Genomic DNA, 18,915 nt, shown 5'->3' with positions numbered 1-18,915 from the left:
TTCTTCCCCGGCGGCGACGTGGAATCGGGAGAAAGATCAACAATTTCGAAAGCTTATGGCTCGTTGGCGGCCGGGTGCTCTCGAGGCGTGGCCCAACGCGCCGCCTTCGGGCGCATCCGCTTCCGCCGTTGCAGCGGCGGCAACGTCGCCCCCGGTCAGCGCCCGGTGGAGCGGCGCGGCCGCGATGGAGATCGCGCTGCTCACTGAGCCCGTTTCCTCGGACACTGGGCCGCCGCCCGCTACCGAGCCGCCCTTGCCGGTCAGCTCGGGGATCGCTTCATCCAGGGGGGTGAAGTCGCCCAGGCCGAGCTCCGCGACCTTGCGCGCGGCGCGCTTGTCGTGGTGGATCTGGCTGCTCGACTTGTGCCCGGTCCGATCGGAGAGCCACGTCTCCGTGCGACCGATGGAAAGCCTGATGGTGATCGACCACGCCTGATGCAACTCCTGTCACATTCCTTTCGAGGCCTTCCTGCTCGGCGGTAAAGGGTGTTCACGACGGAGTCGACGAAGCCGCCGTAGCTCCACCTTGTCGACGATTACTGCCCACTGCCCTTCGAGCCGGCGAGCTTGCACCAAGCCACGGCGGCGCCACCCATGCAGGGTGACAACGTTGTATCCCGTCTTGCCCAGGTTGTGAACGGGACGGCGGATGCGCTGATGTGTTTGGTTCCCACCGACCCTCCTATACTGCCGAGCGGCGCGCTCTGCTTCGTAGCGTGCACGCTCGAGGCGCTGCTGCCAGAGGGCTTCCTGCCGCGCACGCCGCTGCTCGAGATCGGTGCGGACCCGCAGACTGATCTCTAGCGCGGCCGGCGTCAACGCCGAGAGCGCCAACGCCGTAACCCCCCGATCGACACAGGGGCCTGAGATGCCCCCTGACGCGTCAGCCAACGTGCGTGTGGAGGAACTCGACCGTGCGCTGCCACGCGAGCGCGGCGCTCTTCGGCTCGAACTTGGACGAATCGGTCGAGCGCATGAACGCGTGGCCGGCGTCGTAGACGTAGAGATCCATCGCGCCTCCACCGGAGCGCGCCGCCTTCTGGATCTCTTCGGCTACGGAAGGGTTCGCCCAGTCGTCCACCTTGGCGTAGTGCCCGCAGATGGGCGTCTTCACCTCGGCGAACTCCTCCGGTGCGATCCGCGGAAGACCGTAGAACGGGACCGCCGCCTCCAGGGCCGGTCGCACGTAACGTGCCGCAGCGAGGGTGAGCGCGCCACCCAAGCAGAAGCCCGCGACCGCGACCCTCCCGTTGCACCGCGGATGCGAGCGCAGGTAGCCGACCGCGTGGCCGAGCTCACCTACGGCCTTCTGGAAGTCGAAGGCGCCGATCAGCTTCGCCGCCTCCTCGTCGTTCTCGGCGAGCTTGCCGTGATAGAGGTCGGGGGCGAGCGCGAGGAAGCCCGCCTGCGCGAACTGCTGGCAGTGCGCTCGCATCACCTCGTTGAGGCCGTGCCACTCGTGGACCACGACGAGCCCCCCGACCTTGCCCGAGCCAGGCGGCTCGGAGAGGGCGCCCTTCATCTGCCCCGCGTTCCCCAACGAAAACGTCACCATCGTCGTCATGTTGTCCTGCTCCTTTCGTCACGCACTTCTCTTCACCAGGGCACGGGGCCGCGCGCGTCGAAGAACCCGCCGGTCGGGCCGGCGTCGTCGAGGAGCGCGAGCCTCACGGACGCGCGGGCGCCTTCCTCGACGGTCTGCGTGCCGCGGTGGTCATTCAGGTCGGTCGCGGTGTAACCGGGGTCCGCGGCGTTGACCTTGATGCCCGTCGGGGCGAGCTCCTTCGCATACTGCACCGTCACCATGTTGAGCGCCGCCTTGGAGGCGGGGTACGCGATGGCGTTGAAGGACGCGTACTCCCACGCTGGGTCGCCGTGGTTCGCGAGCCCGCCGAGCCCGCTCGACACCATGACGATGCGCGCCGCGGGCGACGCTCGTCGGAGCAGCGGGAGCATCGCATTCGTCACGGCGATGGCAGCGAAGACGTTGACCTCGAACACGTGGCGCACCTCGTCGAGTCGCGTCGCGCTCGGCGTGGAGCGGCCGAGGAGGATGCCCGCGTTGTTCACGAGGACATCCAGCCGCCCGAGGTCGCGCTCGATCGTGCGATGCGCTTCGGCGACGCTCGCGGCGTCCGTCACGTCGAGCGCGATGAAGCGCGCGTCGATGCCCTCTCGGCGCAGCGCCGCAGCGGCTCGCGCGCCGCGCTCCTCGTCGCGTGCTCCGACGAGCACCGTCATGCTCGCGCGGCCGAGCTGGCGGGCGGTCTCGAGGCCGATCCCCTTGTTCGCGCCCGTGACGAGCGCTGTTCGCTGGACGTTCATGCCCTCCTTCTACGAGCGAGCGTCCAGAGGAGATTGGGCGATCTTGGCTCGACGCGCGTGCTTGGGGAGCAGGGAGCCGCCCGAGAACGCCCTAGCGCCGAGAAGGGCCGCGCGGTATCGTCCTCGGCGTGGACCTGTCGGCGGCGCAGCGCGGGCGGATCCGGATCGCATTCTCACGCCCGGCTGCGCTCCCCGGCCTCACCGTCGGGCAGTTCCGGAGCGACGGGCCCCTGTTCACCTGCGTGACGGACCGCTACGCCACCGCGCTCCACTTCAGTGGCCGCTCCGAGTGGTCGCTTCGAGGCGCGCGCTGGTCGAGCGGCCCGGGCACGATCGACGTGAAGGTCCCCGGAGAGGTCTTCGCAGAGCACGCCCGCCAAGGCCAGCGGCGGTTTCAAGTCGTGATCTTCGACGCGCGCATGGTCGACGAGGCGCGCGCGACGCTGGACTCTCCCGCGTCGCCCCCGACGGAGAACGCGCTCAGCGCGCACGACTCGCGCGCTGCACCGTTGGCGGCGTTGCATCGCTCGCTGCTTCGCGGCGACGCGACTCCTCTCGAGCTCGCGGGTGTGTCGTCCGAGGCGCTCGCCGCCCTGTGCGAGCTCACCACCATGCGCCGAGATCCACCCCGTCCGCGCAGCGCGTGGGCTCGCGCGGTGACGCGCGCGCGCGAGCTCCTCGATGCGCGGTTCACCGAATCGATCGCGCTCGACGAGCTCGCCGCCCACGCGCGACTCGACAAGTTCCGCCTCTGTCGTGCCTTCCGCGAGGAGGTCGGGCTTCCCCCGCACGCGTACGTGACCTACCGGCGCGTCGGCCTCGCAGGGGCGCTGCTCGCCCGGGGAGTCCCTCAGGCGGAGGTCGCTGCGCGCGTGGGGCTCTACGACCAGAGCCAGCTCCACCGGCATTTCAAGCGCATCGCCGGGGTGACGCCGGGGGCGTACGCCCGAGCCGCCCGCTGACTCTTTCTCCTCGACGCGCCGCGCCTCGCCTACGCCTGCCGGATCAGCTTGTCGATCTCCGGCGGGATGCAGCCGTAGCCTTCGGCGGCGGCGAGCAAGGCGGCGTTGTGAGGTAGCCCGAGGTGTCGCGGTCATGCCCGCCACCCTTCGACGTGACGAGCTCTAGCCAGCACGCTCGAGCGCGACGGCTCGCAGCGCGCGCCAGATGGCTGCCTTCGCCTTGCGGATGCCGTCGGCACTTTCTCCGTCGGGATTGGAGCTGCACGACGTCGCCCGTGCGCGGGCGGCTCGTCGGAGAGCGCTGTGGGGCAGGCCACGGTTACCGCGCGCCGACGGCCGAACGCCTGGCGCTGTGCACGATGCCGCACGTGTAGCAGCGTTGCCCGCCAGCGCGGCCTGACGACCGCGCGGTTGGAGCTGCCGACGGCGCGAGGGTAGCTGCTCCTGCCCTATCTGAACCTCCGTTGTTGTGGTGTTCGGGATCGCGACGGAGCCTGAACGAGAGCCCGCGAGGAGGCCCGAAATGGTAATTCTGACGACCCGGTATCTCGTCGCGAGTTACCTGGATCTGGTCAGGTGTGGAAACTTGTCGCATACGTATGCAAGGGCGGTGCGCGGCGGGCACGACCGCGGGGCGGCCCGAAGGGCGCGGCGCCAGTCGAGGCTGGAGGCTGCACGCCTGGAGGCGCTGAAGCGGATGGGACCGCCGATGGAGGGAGGAGGAAAACTTGCAAGCAGCATGCGAGCCGCGTGGGAGGCGGCGGAGCGCGGGAGGCACGCGGTCCCAAGCCCACGGTGAGCGTGCTGAGCATCGCCTCGCTCGTCGGGTTCATGAAGGTGAGCACGTTGAAGTCGCTCATCGCGTTCGGGTCCGGCCGGCGCGCCCCCGCGTTGATCTTCCACTCGTGCGTCATGAGCACGAAGTCCCTGTCCACGCGCGGCCCACGGGGCTTCTTCGGATGCACGATGAACATCCCCACGCCGCCGAGCGCGATCTGGGTCATCTCGTCGAAATGGGAATGGTACATGTACGTCCCCGGGTACCGGACCACGAACTCGTAGACGTACGTTTCCCCGGGCGGGATGTGTTTGTCAGAGCGTTCCACCACGACATGGTCGTTCCTCCTGAAGAGCTCATCGCCGGGAGCTCGGTCACCCAGGTACACGGGTCGTCAACGCGCGCCTGGTTCCAGGCGGACGGCCGTGAGCGCTCTGCTTCCGGGCTGCACCTCGCAGACGCGGGGGACCCGGCGGCATTAAGAGAAGTCTTCTACCTACCACCGCTACGCGACGCGAGCGCCTCAAGGCGCTCCGGCGCAGACCCCGCGTTCCCCCGCGACACCTCCGCATTCACGCGGCGCCGCGCCGGCGAGGTCTGGCGCTTCGCCGGCCGCGCTGTCCCGGGCGCGCGCCAGGCGCTCGGCGGAGCTGCGGCCGAACTTCAGGAACACCGCCGGCGTGACAACGATGTCGAGCAGCGTTGACGAGAGCAGGCCGCCGAGGATCACGACCGCCACGGGCTGCAGGATCTCCTTGCCCGGCTGGCCTTTGGACAGCGCGATGGGCACGAGCGCCAGGGCGGCGGTGAGCGCCGTCATCAGCACCGGGACGAGGCGTTCCAGCGAGCCGCGGACGATCATCGCCTCGCCGAACGACTCCCCCTCTTCCTTCATCAGGTGGATGTAGTGGGAGATCATCATGATGCCGTTGCGCGACGCGATGCCGCACAGCGTGATGAACCCGACCAGGGTCGCGACCGAGAGGACACCGCCGGTCAGGACGACGGCGAGCACGGAGCCGACCAGCGCGAGCGGGATGTTCAAGAGGATCTGGAGCGCCACCGTCCACGATCGGAACTGCGAATACAGGACCACCAGCATCCCGGCGAGGCTCGCGATCGAGAGCCACCCGATCAGCCGCGACGCCGACCGCTGGCTCTCGAACTGCCCGCCGTACGTCGCGTAGTAGCCCGGCGGCTTGGGGATCGCGTCCACGGCGCGCTGGATAGTGCTCACGACCTGCTCCAGATCGCGCCCGGCCACGTTGGCGGAGACCACGATCCGCCGCTGCGTGTCGTCGCGGCTGATCTGGTTCGGCCCCATGCTCTCCGTCACGTCGGCGAGGTCGGACAGCGGCACCTTCGCGCCGCTGGGCGTATCGACCAGCGTGCGCCGCAGGACGTCGATGTCCTCGCGGAGCTCCGGCGGGTACCGCAGCACCACATCGATGGTCCGCTGGCCCTCCAGGATCTGCGTGACCGTGCTGCCCGCGAGCGCCAGCTCGAGCAGCTCCGAGAGCTGGCCCGCGTTGACGCCGAGCTGCGCCGCGCGCTCCCGGTTCGCCTTGATGGCGATCTGCGGGATGAGCACCTGCTGCTCGATCTGGAGGTCCTTCACCCCCGCGACCCCTTGCATGGCGCCCTGCGCCGCCTTGCCGAGGCGCCGCAGCTCGCCGAGGTCCTCGCCGAAAATCTTCACCGCGACCTGCGCGCGGACGCCTGAGAGCAGGTGATCGAGCCGGTGCGAGATCGGCTGTCCCACGTTGACCGCCACGCCGGGGATCTTGTCGAGCTGGTCGCGGATGTCGCCGAGGATCACCCCCCGCTCCCGCTCGGACGCCCGGAGATCGACGTCGATCTCCGAGTAGTGGACCCCCTCCGCGTGCTCGTCGAGCTCTGCCCGGCCGGTCCGCCGCCCCGTCGAGACGACCTCGGGGACCTCGTGGATCAGCTGCTCGGCGAGGGTGCCGAGCCGGCTCGACTCCGCGAGCGAGGTGCCGGGCCTGGCGATCACGTTGATCGTGAGCGTCCCTTCGTTGAACGGCGGGAGGAACTCGCCCCCGAGGAACGGCACCGTCGCCGCGGCGGCGAGGACCAGCGCGCCCGCGGCCGCCATGACAGCCCCGGGGTGCCGCAGCGACACCCCGAGCACGCGCCGGTCCGCGGCCTTGAGCTTGCGCACCAGCCAGCCGTCCTCGTGGCTCATCCGCTTCATGGACGGCAGGAGATACGAGCAGAGCGCGGGTGTGACCGTCAGGGATACAACCAGCGACGCGAGGATCGACACGATGTAGGCGATCCCGAGCGGGGCGAAGAGCCGCCCCTCGATGCCGCTCATGGCGAACAGGGGGACGAAGACCAGGACGACCAGGATGGTCGCGAAGACGATGGAGCTGCGGACCTCGCTCGACGCGTCGCGGATGACGTCCATCGCCGGCCGCGGGGAGGCGAGCGCCCGGTTCTCGCGCAGGCGCCGGAACACGTTCTCCACGTCGACGATGGCGTCGTCGACGAGCTCGCCGATCGCCACCGCGAGACCGCCCAGCGTCATCGTGTTGACCGACAGGTCGAAGGCCCGGAACACGAGCGCGCTCGCGATGAACGAGAGCGGGATGGCGGTCAGCGTGATCGCGGTCGTCCGGAAGTTGAGCAGGAACAGGAAGAGGACGATCGTGACCAGGATCGCGCCGTCGCGCAGCGCCTCGACCACGTTGTGGACCGCGCTCTGGATGAAGGTCGCCTGCCGGAAGAGGTGCGGGTTGATGGTGACGCCGGCGGGCATCGACCTCTGCAGCTCGGCCACGGCCCTGTCGATGCTGCCGGTGAGCGCGACGGTGTCGGCGCCCGGCTGCTTCTGCACCGAGAGGATCACGGCGGGCTTGCCGTCGATCGACCCGTCGCCGCGCTTGATGCGCGCCGCCTCTTGCACCGTGGCGACCTGCGCCAGGGTCACCGGCGTCCCGTTCCGCATGGCGATGACGGTCGCGGCGATGTCCGCTTCGGTCCGGGCGCGGCCGAGCGTCCGCACGAGGAACTCCAGCCCCCGCCGGTCGACGTAACCGCCGGTGGCGTTGGCGTTTGCGCCCGCGAGGGCACGCGAGATCTCGTCGAGCGACACCGCCGCTGCCGCGAGCTTGGCCGGATCGACCGTGACCTGGATCTGGCGTACCTCGCCGCCGATGGGGATCACCTGCGCGACCCCCGGGATCGTGAGCAACCGCGGCCGGATCACCCAGTCGGCCTGGGTCCGGAGGGTCATGGGCGAGACCCCCTCGCCCTGCACCCCGATCAGCAGGATCTCCCCCATGATCGAGGCGACGGGCCCCATCTGCGGCGTGATGCCTTCCGGGAGCTGCTCCGCCACCGTGGCGAGGCGCTCGGCGACGAGCTGTCGGTCGCGGTAGATGTCCGTGGACCAGTCGAACTCGACGTACACCACGCTCAGGCCGACGCCGGAGGTCGAGCGCACGCGCTCGACGCCGGGGGCGCCGTTCATCACCCGCTCGAGGGGCACCGTGACCAGCGTCTCGACCTCCTCTGGCGCCAGCCCAGGAGCCTCGGTCATGAGGGTGACCGTCGGCCGATTCAGGTCAGGAAAGACGTCGATGGGGAGCTTCAGGAGCGAATACGTCCCGTAGACGAGCACCAGCGCCGCCGCGGCGATGACGAAGAGGCGGTTCCTGAGCGAGAAGCGGATCAGGGTGTCGAACATGGTTTCTGCTAGCCCCCTGCGGCGAGGAGCACGGCCATGGCGCCATCGACGACCACGCGCTCTCCCGCCGCCACGCCGGCCGTGATCCCCACGGCGCCGGCGGATTTCGGCCCGATCGCGACCGCGCGCAGCTCGAACGTCTCGGGGCTGATCTTCACGATGACCGTGGGCGTGCCGCTGCGATCGAGCAGCGCAGACACCGGGACCACGACGCTCTCGACGGGCGCGCTCCCCGCCATGCTGATGTTGGCGAGCGCGCCGACCCGCGCGCGCCGGTCCTTGTTGTCGAACTCGAAGAGCGCCTGGACGGTGCGGGTCGCCGGGTCGACGAGCGACGCGACGGCGAGGCGCCTGGCCTCGAAGCGCGCCGCGGGATCCGTGACGAGCGCGACCTCGGCGCGGTCGCCCGCGAGGCGCGCCGCGTCCGCCTCGGGGATGCGCACGTCGACCCAGAGCGTCGCGAGATCGACGATGCGCCAGAGCTCGGTCCCCTCCGCCACCTGGGCGCCCGGGCTCACGCGGCCGGAGACCACCGTCCCGTCGATCGTCGCGCTGAGCCGCTGCGCACCCGCCCCGCCCGCGAGCACCCCGACGTCGGCCCGGGCGCGCGCGACCTCGGCCCGGGCGATCTCCACCTCGGCCTCGGCGGCCTGGATGTCCTTGTCGGCGACGATGTCCTCGAGCTCGCGGCGTCGCGCGAGCTCGCGCTCCGCCAGCCCGAGCCGCGCCTCGGCTGCGGCCACCCGGGACGCGGCGTCGCTGCGCGACAGCCCGAGCTGCGCGCTCTCCGCGCCGCCCAGGCTCGGCCGGAGCGTCGCGAGGAGCTGCCCCTTCTTCACGTCGTCGCCGAGCCGGAGGAACCCGCCCTCGGGCGGGAAGAGCCGGCCGGACGTCGGGGCCACGACGGCGAGCTCGCCCGCGGGGCGCGCGACGACCGTGCCGATCTGCCCGAGGCTCGTGGCCAGCGCGCCGCGCTTCGCGCGCTCGGTGCGCAGCCCGAGCAGGAACTGGGTCTCGATCGGCACCCGGGCCACGTTCGGGTCCGCCGCGGCGCTGGCTGCGGGCTTCGCGGGCGCGCTGTGGTCCTCGCCGCCGTGCGCGTCGGCGCGCTCCCCGAGGCCCGTGACCGCGAGGGCCGAGGCGATGGCGAGCGCGGCGGTGATGGCGCCGACGGTGGGCGGACGGGCGCGGCTCACGAGGCCACCTGTGGGAGCGCGGAACGATCCTCGGGGCGAAGGGTGGGGGCAGGCGGCTTCCGGCGCGAGCGCCGCCCGAGCGCATACCCGATCCCGCCGCTGAGCACGGCCAGCGCGCCTGCGGCCGCCGCCAGAGCGCCGAGGGGCACCTCCCGGCCCGGCGTCATCCCGGTCGGCGCGGCGGCGGGCTCGATGGCGCCGAAGCGCAGGTCCCCGACGAGCACGAGGTCGAAGGCGTCCCCGGCCTCGACCGACACGACCCCGTTGGCCGTTGCTCCCTCCGGGGCCGCGGGGAGCGCGACCTCATAAACACCGGCGGCCGTCGTCTTCCCCGCGTCCGCCGCGAACGTCAGCCCTCCCTTCAGCTCGAGGCGGACACGCGCGCCTTCGACCGGCGCGCTGGAGTCGGCCCGAGCGACGTAGAGGCGCGCGGGCAACGGTCCTTCTGCCTTCTTCGCCGGGTATTTGATGACGACCGAGAACACCGCCGTTTCCCCGGACACGACGTGCTCTGTCCCGATGCTCGCGGCGCTTGGCGCGGCGGGCGCCGCATGATCCTCGCCGCCGTGCGCGGAGGCGCGCGGGACCGACGCAACGATCGCGAGCGCCACGGCACAGGCGAGGTGCTTCTTGTGCATCATGGTTCTTCTCCGAGCATGCGGGACAGCTCCGCGCGCGCCTTCACCTGGGCCCACGTCAGCGTCTCGCCGCGGGCGTAAGGCGCGGGCACGAGCGTCAGCGCGGCAGCCAGGGCTGCGACCATCGCGCGTCGGCTCCGGTGCGGGCGCCCCCTCGCCATCTCAGTGCCCCTCGTGTCCCGTGTGGCCGTCATGTCCCGCCCCCGGATGACCCTCGAGGTGGAACGCGAACCGGAGCGAGGTCGCGGTTCCTCCGGCCGGCGTGATGCTGAGCACCCCGTCCACGTGGTCCTGCTTGATCGGGTCGATCTTGCCCCGCAGGACATCGGCCTTCTCGTCGTAGGCGAGCGCTACCTCCTTCGCCCCTGCGACGACGGGGCGGAGGCTCGCCGTGACGCCCTTCGCCGAGCGAGGCTTCTCGGCCGTGTCCAGCATCCAGACCGTGATGTCGCCGGTCTTCTCGAGCTTCACCTCGACGTGGCCGCCTGCGAGCGACTGGACGACCCCGCCGTGGGGCGAGCCGTGGGCGTGATCGCCGGCCGGGTGGTCGGCGGGCGCGTCCGCGAAGGCCGCCGTCCCCCCGGCCGGCACCGTGAGCGTCATCTTCATCGGCGCGCTGCGGACCTTCAGGTCCCAGGTGTAATCCGCATTGTCCGGCGCCGGACCTTTGGCCGAGAGCGAGCCCTTCGCCTCGTTCGGCGCGAGCGTCAGGGTCTGCTTCTCGCCCTTGCCCTTGGGCTCGATCGTGATGGTGCCAGTGACGTCCTTCGGCGGGATCGGCGTCCTCACTGCGTCGCTGGCGTACAGGTCGATGGCGCCGTCGGCCCCGATCACGACCTCGACGTGGTTGTCGCCCTCCATCGTGACCAGGCCGCCGTGACGGGCGTTGTGATCCGCGTGGGGGCGCGTGCTCGCGGCATGGTCGTGGGGCGCCTTCGTGGGGGGCGGCGCCGCGGCCGGAGCCTGTGTCGAGGCGGCTTTTTCGTGGTCGTGGCCAGGTGTCTCCTTGTTGGAGCAGGCCACAAGCGGGATCGAGACGAGCAGAGAGAGAAGGATTTGGCGCATCGTGCTTTCCTGGAACCGAGGTTCTTCCCCTGGAGAACAGGGCCCTGAGCAACGAGCGCGCCAAGCGTTCGCGCGCCGGAATCTCGGGCTTCTGCGCGGCGTCCGGTCCTCGTGGTGACCTCGACGGTCACGATTTTGTGACCGCTTCGGTCACAGACCGTCCCTCGGCTGGGTCGGGGACCACGCCGGCCGGGCCTGATCGGCGGCTCCGCGCGCAGTCAGCGCTCCGATTGCGGCCCCGGTACGCGGCTTGCGAGGATGCCCCCGTCCATGGCTCCGCCTCCCGTTCCGCAGCGCCTCTATCGACTCCGCCGCCGGCTGCTCCTGGTCATCAGCCTCCTCGTCGCCTTGGTCGTCGTGAGCGGCATCGCCACCGTGCTCACCGGCCTCGCGTCCCGTCGCGCGATCCTGGAGGCCCACGACCTCGAGGTGGCCTCGCGCCGAGCTGCGCTGCTCAGCGTCACCGCGCGCGAGCAGTACATCCACGAGGCGCACACGATCATCCTGCGCGACCGCTCGCACGTCGAGCACCACGATGCCTGGGTGAACGAGCTCGGCGCGAAGCTCGCCGAGCTGCGGCCCGGCCTCGACGCCGAGGCGGCCACGACGCTCGACGACATCGGGAAGACGAGCCGCGAGCTCAGCCAGCTCTTCTCCACGGCCATCCTCCCCGCCATCGATCGGCAGGACTGGCACGAGGTTCACCACGCGCATGACCGCGCGAACGCGCTCGTCGACCGGATGACGGAGCATGCGGACAGCCTGGCGCTTCACTTCGACGAGCGCGCCATGGCCGCGGAGCGCCGGGCTGAGCAGTTCATCCGGTTCGCCTTGATCCTCGCGACCGCCGTCTGTGCGCTCGCCGCGGCGCTCGCCTTGATCGCCGGGCGCAAGCTCTGGAGCTCTTTCTCCACGCCGCTCTCGTCGCTCGAGCGCGTCGCCGGACGCGTCACGGCGGGAGATCGCAGCGCTCGCGTCGAGCCGGTCGCAGCCGTGGAGCTCGCGGCGGTGGCCGACGCGTTCAACCGCATGCTGGACGCACTGTCGCGCACCGAAGCCGACCTGGTCGCCTCGGAGCGGCTGGCGGCGATCGGCCGCGTCGCCGCGGGCGTCGCGCACGAGATCAACAACCCCATCGCCGTGATCCGCGGCTACGTGAAGACGATGGCGAAGGAGGCGGAGAAGCCCGAGCTCCGCGAGGAGCTCTCGATCCTCGATGAGGAAGCGGCGGCCTGCCAGCGGATCGCGGAGGAGCTGCTCATGTACGCGCGCTCTCCGATCCTCTCGCCGCGCCCCGTGCAGGCGGAGGAGCTCCTCAGGGACGCGGCCTCGCACTGCGACGGCGGGCCGGGGCGGCGCGACCAGACCCCGCTCGTGGACGCCGAGCCGTCCTTCATCAACGTGGATCCGCTCCGGATCCGGCAGGTCATCGTCAACCTCGTGGCCAATGCGCGCGAGGCGACCTCTGGAACCTCGGAGCGTGAAGAGATCATCGTGCGCGGACGGCGGCAGGACGATGGCTACCGGATCGAGGTCCTGGATCGGGGAGCCGGCATTCCCGAGGAGGCGCGCGAGCGCCTCTTCGAGCCGTTCTTCACCACCCGCCGCGACGGCACCGGCCTCGGCCTCGCGGTCTGCTATGGTCTCGTGACAGCGCATGGCGGGACGATCCGGGCGGAGCCGAGGCCGGGGGGCGGGTCCCTGTTCGTGATCGACTTGCCGGGCGTCCTCACCGAAGAAGCTAGGGAGAGCCAGGAGCGCGCATGAAGCCGACAGTGCTCGTCGTCGACGACAAGGCGAACATGCTGGCGCTGCTCTCGAAGGTGCTCGGCAAGAGCGCCAAGGTCCTGACGGCGCGGGGCGTACGGACGGCGCTCCAGTTGCTTGAGACCGAGCCGGTCACAACCGTCGTCTGCGATCTGCGCATGAACGACGGGGACGGGCTCGAGGTGCTCCGGGCAGTGCGCGCGCGCTGGCCCGGAGTGCCTTTCATCCTGATGACCGCGTACGCGTCGGTCCCGACCGCGGTCCAGGCCATGCGCGAGGGCGCCTACGACTACGTGACGAAGCCGTTCGACCCGGACGAGCTGCGCGCGCTGGTCGAGCGGGCCATGGCGCAGGCCGCGGTGCTGAAGGGCGAGCACGACGCGCCGGAAGCGCAGGGCTTTGCCGGCATGACGGGGCGCTCACCCGCGATGCGGGCGCTCTACCAGCTCATCGAGCGCGTGGCGCCGACGGACGCGACCGTGCTCATCCTGGGTGAGACGGGCACCGGGAAGGAGCTCGTGGCGCGCGCCATCCATGAGCATTCGTCCCGCGCGTCGCACCGCCCCATTGCCGTCAACTGCGCCGCCATCCCCCGCTCGCTCATCGAGAGCGAGCTCTTCGGCCACGTGCGCGGCTCGTTCACGGGCGCGGTCACGGATCGGGCGGGGCTCTTCGAGGAGGCGCACGGGAGCACGCTGTTCCTCGACGAGATCGGCGAGCTCAGGCCCACGGTCCAGGCGAAGCTCACGCGCGTGCTCGAGGAGCGGGCGGTGCGGCGCATCGGCGAGTCGCGCGAGCGCAAGGTCGACGTGCGGCTCATCAGCGCGACGCACCGCGACCTCCGGGCCATGGTCAAGACCGGCGCTTTCCGCGAGGACCTGTGGTTCCGGCTCAACGTCTGCGTCGTCGAGCTGCCCCCGCTCCGCGAGCGCGCGGAGGACATCCCGCTCCTCGGGCAACGGTTCCTCGCCGAGCGGGCGCCGCAGTCACGCTCGTCCGCGAGCGGGTTCTCGGCGGCGGCGATGAGCGCGCTCCAGATGTACCGGTGGCCAGGCAACGTGCGCGAGCTCAAGAGCGCCGTCGAGCGGGCGCTGGTCATCGAGACGACGAGCGAGATCCGCCTCGAGTCGCTGCCGCCCGAGGTGCAGGGGGCGAGCCCGCTCCGGCTCACGAGCTCGAGCGATGTGGACCTCGCTCAGCTCTCGTACCGCGAGGCGGTCGACGCCTCGCGCGAGGAGATGAACCGGCGCTACCTGGAGGCCGTGATGCGCCGCTTTCGCGGCGACGTGCTGAAGGCCGCCGCCCACGCGGGCGTCGAGCGGGAGAGCTTCTACCGGCTCCTCCGCCGCTGCGGTCTCTCGGCCGACGACTTCCGCGAGGAGCGCCGGGGCACGGACGGGTCGAAGAACTGAGCGGGCATTCACCGCGAAGCAGTGGCGAGCTGGCGTCTCGAACGACGGAACCCATTGACCAGCTCGCCAGCGATCGCCGGCGTCATGCGGCATCGCCTCCTGCGGGGAGCGCCGGGCGGCCGTTCGAAGCTACAAACGGAGCCCGCGTGGTGCTTGGGCTGTAAGGCGGCGCAACCATGAGCGTCGGCGAGGAGGGAGACGACATGAACCACGGGCATCACCACGAGCACGGCCACCCTGCTCCCGCCGACCTGGACCGAGAGCAGACGAAGGATCCGGTCTGCGGGATGACCGTCTCGCCCGAGACGGCCGCGGGGCGGCACGAGAACGGCGGTCGGACGTACTTCTTCTGCAGCGAGCGCTGCCTCGCCAAGTTCCGTGCGGAGCCCGAGAGGTACGCGCCAGTCCAGGCGAGGACCGAAGGCGAGCCCACGCTGGACCAGGGCATCTTCACGTGCCCGATGCACCCCGAGGTTCGACAGACCGGGCCGGGAACGTGCCCCTCGTGCGGAATGGCTCTCGAGCCGGTCGAGCCGGTCCAGCCGGCGACGCGCGTCGAGTACGTCTGCCCGATGCACCCCGAGGTCGTCCGCACGGAGCCGGGCTCCTGCCCGATCTGCGGGATGGCCCTCGAGCCGCGCACGGTGACGCTCGAGGACGCGCCCAACCCGGAGCTCGTGGACATGTCCCGTCGCTTCTGGGTGAGCGTCCCGCTGAGCCTCGTTGTCCTCGTGCTGGGGATGTCCGAGATGATCCCGGGCCAGCCGGTGCAGCATCTCCTTGGCCACGGGCTCGTCTGGATCGAGTTCGCCCTCACCACGCCCGTGGTGCTCTGGTGCGGCGCTCCGTTCTTCGAGCGCGGCTGGGCCTCGATCAGGACTCGGCACCTCAACATGTTCTCCCTGATCGCCATCGGCACGGGCGCCGCCTACGCGTACAGCGTCCTGGCCACGCTGGCGCCCGGCGTCTTCCCCCACTCCGTCCGGCACGGCGGCGCGGTCCCGGTCTACTTCGAGGCCGCCAGCGTCATCATCTCGCTGGTGTTGCTCGGGCAGGTCCTCGAGCTCCGCGCCCGCAGCCGGACGAGCAGCGCGCTCAAGGCGCTCCTCGGCCTCGCCCCGAAGACCGCCAGGCGTCTCGCGCCGGACGGGCAGGAGGAGGACGTCCCTCTCGAGCACGTGCAGCCCGGCGACCGGCTGCGCGTGCGGCCCGGCGAGAAGGTGCCCGTCGACGGAGAGGTCCTCGAGGGGATCAGCGCGGTCGACGAGTCGATGATCACCGGCGAGCCCATCCCTGTCGAGAAAACGCCCGGCGCCCGCGTGGTCGGCGGCACCGTCAATGGCACAGGCGGCTTCGTGATGCGGGCCGATCGCGTCGGGCGCGACACCCTGCTCGCCCGGATCGTCCAGATGGTGGGCGAGGCCCAGCGCAGCCGCGCCCCCATCCAGCGCCTCGCGGACGCCGTCGCCGCGTACTTCGTGCCCGCCGTGATCGCGATTGCGGCGCTGACCTTCGTGGTCTGGCTGCTCGTCGGACCGGAGCCCAGGCTCTCCCACGCGCTCGTCAACGCGGTGGCGGTGCTCATCATCGCGTGCCCGTGCGCGCTCGGCCTCGCCACGCCCATCTCGATCATGGTCGGGACGGGGCGCGGCGCGACGGCCGGTATCCTGATCAAGAACGCCGAGGCGCTCGAGACCTTCGAGAAGGTCGACACCCTCGTCGTCGACAAGACCGGCACGCTCACCGAGGGCAAGCCGAAGCTCGCCTCGGTCGCGACGCTGGGCGACCTCCCGCCGAACGAGATCCTCCGGCTCGCGGCGAGCCTGGAGCGCGGCAGCGAGCACCCGCTCGCGACAGCGATCGTCGCCGGGGCCCTCGAGCAGAAGCTCGAGCTCCTGCCGGCAGAAGGGTTCCGGTCGATCACGGGCAAGGGCGTGGTGGGCTCGGTGGCCGGGCGCTCGCTCGCGCTCGGCAACCTCAAGCTCTTCGAGGAGCTCGGTATCCCGCCGGATGATCTCCCGCGTCGAGCCGAGGAACGCCGACAAGAAGGCCAGACAGCGATGCTCGTGGCGGTGGATGGCAAGGCGGCCGGCATCGTCGGCGTGGCCGACCCGGTGCGCGCCTCGACCAGCGAGGCCGTCCGTCTCCTCCGCGAGGAGGGCATCCACCTGATCATGCTCACCGGCGACAGCCGCACGACGGCGGAGGCGGTCGCCCGGAAGCTCGGCATCGAGCACGTCGAGGCCGAGGTGTTGCCCGATCAGAAGGCCGCGGTTGTGAAGCGTCTCCAGGCCGAAGGCCGCATCGTGGCGATGACCGGCGACGGCATCAACGACGCGCCCGCGCTCGCCCAGGCGCACGTCGGCGTCGCCATGGGCACCGGGACCGACGTCGCCATCGAGAGCGCCGGGATCACGCTCGTGCGCGGCGACCTCCGCGGGCTGTTGCGCGCGCGGAAGCTCAGCCGGGCGACGATGCGCAACATCCGACAGAACCTGTTCTTTGCGTTCGTCTACAACGCGCTCGGCGTGCCGGTCGCGGCGGGCGTCCTCTACCCGGTCCTCGGACTGCTCCTCAGCCCGATGCTCGCCAGCGCCGCGATGAGCCTGAGCTCGGTGTCCGTCATCGGCAACGCCCTCCGGCTGCGTCGGACCGAGCTCTGATCGAGGCGCCGGTGCCGCGAATAGGTCAGCGTCGGAACGGCAGGGACAGCACCTGCCAGAACTGCTGCGACGGCGGATAGCCCGCGGAGCGGTCGACGCCCAGGCGGCGCGGGGCCGCGTCCGGCCGGTACACGAACGTCCCGAAGACCAGATCCCACAGCGGAAGTACGGTCCCGAAGTTCCGGGCCTCGTCGACGTCGGCGCTGTGATGATAGCGGTGCAGCTCGGTGCCGATGAACACGTAATTCAGGAATCCGGCGCGGATGTCGACGTTGAAGTGCGAACTCATCGTCTGCAGATCGATGAGCAACATCGCCGCGAAGACGGCCTGCGGCGACAGTCCCAAGAACAGCAGGGTCGACTGGATCAGCACCGCCGAGATGAGCGCGTTGAGGGGGTGAAACACGCCGTGCATCACGACGTACACGCGATCCGGAAGGTGATGGGCCAGGTGGACCTTCCACAGGAAGCGCCCCAGGGCTCCGTTGCCTTCGTGGCTGAGGCGATGGAACCAGTACTGCAGCAGCTCGAAGACCACGAGGAAGATCCCCACGCTGGGGAGCACGGAGGCACCGGCGAGCGGGCCCTCATGCCGCTCGCTGAGCCACAGAGCCAGGGTGCCGAAGCCGGTCCGCACAACCGCGATGGTGACGCCCGAGGCCAGCAGGTACTTGAGGTCGCGCCAGAAGCTCTGGCGGGTCATGCCCCAGTCCGGCGACAGCGGCAGCAGGCGCTCGACGGTGATGAGCAAGACGATCAGGCCGAAGAGGTAGCCCCACAGGGCGCGCCTCAGGTCCCAGCCCTGCGTCACGGCGGCGTAGATGATGTACAAGGTCACCGCCAGCAGCAGCGGGTACAGCAGGCGGCTCGTCATCCAGATCAGCGTTCCTCGCATGCGATGGATGCTGAGGTCGGGCGCCTCTTCCACCTAGCGACACGGACCGCGGATTGAACGTTAATGAACAAGAACGCGAAAAAGTCCGGAACCGAGGACAGGGACGGGGGCGGCGACAGGACGCGGGCCGCCGGCAAGATCGCGGATCGGCGCGTGCAGGATCGGCGCGTCCAGAAGACCCGGAAGCTGCTCTCGGACGCCCTGGTCGCGCTGATCCTGGAGAAGGGCTATGACGAGGTGTCGATCCAGGACATCATCGATCGAGCCAACGTCGGGCGGTCCACGTTCTACTCGCACTACGAGAACAAGGAGCAGCTGCTGCTGTTCGGACACGAGCACCTGCGGGCGCTGTCCCTGCGGGATGCGGGACGTGCGCTCGACTTCCTGCCGTTTTACCGCCACCTCGCCGAGATGCACGAGCTGATGGGCAAGCTCCTGTCCGCGGAGAAGAGCGAGCGGGTGCTGACGCGCTCCCTGGAGGACATCCTGCAGGGAAGCATCTGCCGCCTGTACGCTCCGCGGCTGGCGCCGGAGGAGGGGGCTCTGTTCATGCTCCGCTGCGAGGCGGCGGCGGCGGCGCTGGTGCGGCTGATGACGAGCTGGGTCCACAAGGGAATGCCGTGCTCACCGGAGCGGATGGCGGAGGAGAGCACGGCGCTGCTGCAGCGGGTCCTCGCGGACGAGCGGGCGGCGGCGAGCGGACGGACGCGGAAGGAGTGAGGCGCAACCGCGCCGGCACGCCCAGGCACCACGGGAGGGGAGTGGATCGCATAGCTGGCGACGCGTTCACATCGACTTCACGTCGAGCAGCGACATCATGCCGGCCTCGGCGTGCTCCAGGATGTGGCAATGGAGCATCCAGCGCCCCTCGTCGAGAGGAACCAGGCCGACGTCGACGGTCTCACGCGCGTGGACCAGCACGGTGTCGCGGAAGTACGGCTCGTCGGCTGGTCGGCCGTTGCGGCTCAGGACCTTGAAGAACATCCCGTGAAGGTGGATCGGGTGCAGCCGGCCGGACTCATTGACGAACCGGAGCTTGCTCCACTCCCGCCGCGGCAGCACCGACACCTCGTGCCCGTCGCCATCCGCGGACGACGCCTCCGTGTCGTGAGCGTGGCGAGCCGCTGCGCCGTTGAGCGTCCACTCGATCCCGAACTCACCGCCTCTCCTCGCCGCCAGCCGATATTCCAGTCGCGGCGCGATCGCCTCTGTGTCGCGCCACGGGGGCACATGGGCTGCTGCTGGCGAGGGGAAGGAGGGAGACTGCACCGCTGGTCCCTGGCTCACGTCGATCGACGCGAGCGCGTTCGGGCGCCGGGTGAAGCGGTCGACGACGCTGAGCTGCCGGCCGGCCGCGGACGGCGGGATGGTGATGTCGAGGTCGATCCGGTTGCCAGGCGCGAGCTCGAACCCCGCGGGGTCGAGCGGCTTGGCGGTGTACAGCCCGTCGACCGCGATGACCCGCGCGTCGAGGCCGGAGAAGTCTGGCGCGAACACCCGCC

16 protein-coding genes and 1 pseudogene are annotated in these 18,915 nt (G+C 70.5%); 6 read left to right on the top strand and 11 right to left on the bottom strand.

Annotated features, from left to right (window positions below; genetic code table 11):
* Positions 1-36: 36 nt before the first annotated feature.
* Entirely contained in the window at positions 37-441 is a 405-nt protein-coding gene (locus tag ACSRUE_RS45805) for a hypothetical protein (RefSeq protein WP_441289067.1), read from the bottom strand.
* Positions 442-594: 153 nt separating this feature from the next.
* Between ACSRUE_RS45805 and ACSRUE_RS45800 the strand changes: the two genes are divergently transcribed.
* Positions 595-804 carry a hypothetical protein gene (locus tag ACSRUE_RS45800; protein WP_441289066.1) on the top strand — a complete coding sequence of 70 codons (210 nt, stop codon included), beginning with the start codon at positions 595-597 and terminating at the stop codon, positions 802-804.
* Between the two features lie 79 nt (positions 805-883).
* Here ACSRUE_RS45800 and ACSRUE_RS45795 read toward each other — a convergent pair whose 3' ends face one another.
* Both ACSRUE_RS45795 and ACSRUE_RS45790 read right to left on the bottom strand, forming a co-directional pair.
* Complete coding sequence (locus tag ACSRUE_RS45795; RefSeq protein ID WP_441289065.1) at positions 884-1,564, bottom strand: dienelactone hydrolase family protein; 681 nt, start codon at positions 1,562-1,564, stop codon at positions 884-886.
* Between the two features lie 32 nt (positions 1,565-1,596).
* Complete coding sequence (locus tag ACSRUE_RS45790; protein ID WP_441289064.1) at positions 1,597-2,325, bottom strand: SDR family oxidoreductase; 729 nt, start codon at positions 2,323-2,325, stop codon at positions 1,597-1,599.
* A gap of 128 nt (positions 2,326-2,453) precedes the next feature.
* On the opposite strand from ACSRUE_RS45790, the gene ACSRUE_RS45785 reads away from it, so the two are divergent.
* Entirely contained in the window at positions 2,454-3,287 is an 834-nt protein-coding gene (locus ACSRUE_RS45785; RefSeq protein ID WP_441289063.1) for a helix-turn-helix transcriptional regulator, read from the top strand.
* A gap of 776 nt (positions 3,288-4,063) precedes the next feature.
* Here ACSRUE_RS45785 and ACSRUE_RS45780 read toward each other — a convergent pair.
* The 6 genes and pseudogenes from ACSRUE_RS45780 to ACSRUE_RS45755 all read right to left on the bottom strand — a co-directional run.
* Positions 4,064-4,384 (bottom strand): annotated as a pseudogene (locus ACSRUE_RS45780) (multicopper oxidase domain-containing protein); the annotation flags it as partial.
* A gap of 204 nt (positions 4,385-4,588) precedes the next feature.
* The gene (locus ACSRUE_RS45775; protein ID WP_441289062.1) at positions 4,589-7,777 is read right to left on the bottom strand and encodes an efflux RND transporter permease subunit; all 3,189 of its coding nucleotides are present in this window, start codon (positions 7,775-7,777) and stop codon (positions 4,589-4,591) included.
* A gap of 8 nt (positions 7,778-7,785) precedes the next feature.
* Positions 7,786-8,973 carry an efflux RND transporter periplasmic adaptor subunit gene (locus ACSRUE_RS45770; protein ID WP_441289061.1) on the bottom strand — a complete coding sequence of 396 codons (1,188 nt, stop codon included), beginning with the start codon at positions 8,971-8,973 and terminating at the stop codon, positions 7,786-7,788.
* A complete protein-coding gene (locus tag ACSRUE_RS45765; RefSeq protein ID WP_441289060.1) occupies positions 8,970-9,614 on the bottom strand; it encodes a hypothetical protein in 645 nt (214 codons plus the stop codon). Before ACSRUE_RS45765 ends, ACSRUE_RS45770 begins: the two co-directional genes overlap by 4 nt.
* Entirely contained in the window at positions 9,611-9,736 is a 126-nt protein-coding gene (locus ACSRUE_RS45760; RefSeq protein ID WP_441289059.1) for a hypothetical protein, read from the bottom strand. Before ACSRUE_RS45760 ends, ACSRUE_RS45765 begins: the two co-directional genes overlap by 4 nt.
* Before the next feature lie 37 nt (positions 9,737-9,773).
* Entirely contained in the window at positions 9,774-10,676 is a 903-nt protein-coding gene (locus ACSRUE_RS45755; protein ID WP_441289058.1) for a hypothetical protein, read from the bottom strand.
* Between the two features lie 270 nt (positions 10,677-10,946).
* On the opposite strand from ACSRUE_RS45755, the gene ACSRUE_RS45750 reads away from it, so the two are divergent.
* From ACSRUE_RS45750 to ACSRUE_RS45740, 3 genes are all read left to right on the top strand, one after another.
* Complete coding sequence (locus ACSRUE_RS45750; protein WP_441289057.1) at positions 10,947-12,443, top strand: sensor histidine kinase; 1,497 nt, start codon at positions 10,947-10,949, stop codon at positions 12,441-12,443.
* Complete coding sequence (locus ACSRUE_RS45745; protein WP_437761768.1) at positions 12,440-13,855, top strand: sigma-54-dependent transcriptional regulator; 1,416 nt, start codon at positions 12,440-12,442, stop codon at positions 13,853-13,855. Before ACSRUE_RS45750 ends, ACSRUE_RS45745 begins: the two co-directional genes overlap by 4 nt.
* Before the next feature lie 203 nt (positions 13,856-14,058).
* Positions 14,059-16,518: a heavy metal translocating P-type ATPase gene (locus ACSRUE_RS45740; RefSeq protein ID WP_437944516.1), complete on the top strand. Its 2,460-nt coding sequence runs from the start codon at positions 14,059-14,061 to the stop codon at positions 16,516-16,518.
* A 25-nt stretch (positions 16,519-16,543) separates the two neighbouring features.
* On the opposite strand, the gene ACSRUE_RS45735 is transcribed toward ACSRUE_RS45740, so the two are convergent.
* Positions 16,544-17,413: a sterol desaturase family protein gene (locus tag ACSRUE_RS45735; protein ID WP_441289056.1), complete on the bottom strand. Its 870-nt coding sequence runs from the start codon at positions 17,411-17,413 to the stop codon at positions 16,544-16,546.
* Positions 17,414-17,476: 63 nt separating this feature from the next.
* Between ACSRUE_RS45735 and ACSRUE_RS45730 the strand changes: the two genes are divergently transcribed.
* Entirely contained in the window at positions 17,477-18,133 is a 657-nt protein-coding gene (locus tag ACSRUE_RS45730; protein WP_441289055.1) for a TetR/AcrR family transcriptional regulator, read from the top strand.
* 66 nt (positions 18,134-18,199) lie between these two features.
* Here the strand turns inward: ACSRUE_RS45730 and ACSRUE_RS45725 are convergent, their stop codons facing one another.
* Positions 18,200-18,910, bottom strand: a complete 711-nt coding sequence (locus ACSRUE_RS45725) for a multicopper oxidase domain-containing protein (RefSeq protein WP_441289054.1) — start codon at positions 18,908-18,910, stop codon at positions 18,200-18,202.
* Positions 18,911-18,915: the final 5 nt, after the last annotated feature.

The organism is Sorangium sp. KYC3313, from assembly GCF_052075895.1.
GTDB lineage: Bacteria > Myxococcota_A > Polyangia > Polyangiales > Polyangiaceae > Sorangium > Sorangium cellulosum_B.
The sequence above is the reverse complement of the archived record's forward strand: the minus strand, read 5'-3'. Positions and strand labels throughout refer to the sequence as shown.

What these genes read in the sequence shown, in the direction of transcription:
- ACSRUE_RS45800 (WP_441289066.1), top strand. Translation starts at nt 595, where the DNA reads ATGCAGGGTGACAACGTTGTATCCCGTCTTGCCCAGGTTGTGAACGGG.
- ACSRUE_RS45795 (WP_441289065.1), bottom strand. Translation starts at nt 1,564, where the DNA reads ATGACGACGATGGTGACGTTTTCGTTGGGGAACGCGGGGCAGATGAAG.
- ACSRUE_RS45790 (WP_441289064.1), bottom strand. Translation starts at nt 2,325, where the DNA reads ATGAACGTCCAGCGAACAGCGCTCGTCACGGGCGCGAACAAGGGGATC.
- ACSRUE_RS45775 (WP_441289062.1), bottom strand. Translation starts at nt 7,777, where the DNA reads ATGTTCGACACCCTGATCCGCTTCTCGCTCAGGAACCGCCTCTTCGTC.
- ACSRUE_RS45765 (WP_441289060.1), bottom strand. Translation starts at nt 9,614, where the DNA reads ATGATGCACAAGAAGCACCTCGCCTGTGCCGTGGCGCTCGCGATCGTT.
- ACSRUE_RS45760 (WP_441289059.1), bottom strand. Translation starts at nt 9,736, where the DNA reads ATGGTCGCAGCCCTGGCTGCCGCGCTGACGCTCGTGCCCGCGCCTTAC.
- ACSRUE_RS45755 (WP_441289058.1), bottom strand. Translation starts at nt 10,676, where the DNA reads ATGCGCCAAATCCTTCTCTCTCTGCTCGTCTCGATCCCGCTTGTGGCC.
- ACSRUE_RS45750 (WP_441289057.1), top strand. Translation starts at nt 10,947, where the DNA reads ATGGCTCCGCCTCCCGTTCCGCAGCGCCTCTATCGACTCCGCCGCCGG.
- ACSRUE_RS45745 (WP_437761768.1), top strand. Translation starts at nt 12,440, where the DNA reads ATGAAGCCGACAGTGCTCGTCGTCGACGACAAGGCGAACATGCTGGCG.
- ACSRUE_RS45740 (WP_437944516.1), top strand. Translation starts at nt 14,059, where the DNA reads ATGAACCACGGGCATCACCACGAGCACGGCCACCCTGCTCCCGCCGAC.
- ACSRUE_RS45735 (WP_441289056.1), bottom strand. Translation starts at nt 17,413, where the DNA reads ATGCGAGGAACGCTGATCTGGATGACGAGCCGCCTGCTGTACCCGCTG.
- ACSRUE_RS45730 (WP_441289055.1), top strand. Translation starts at nt 17,477, where the DNA reads ATGAACAAGAACGCGAAAAAGTCCGGAACCGAGGACAGGGACGGGGGC.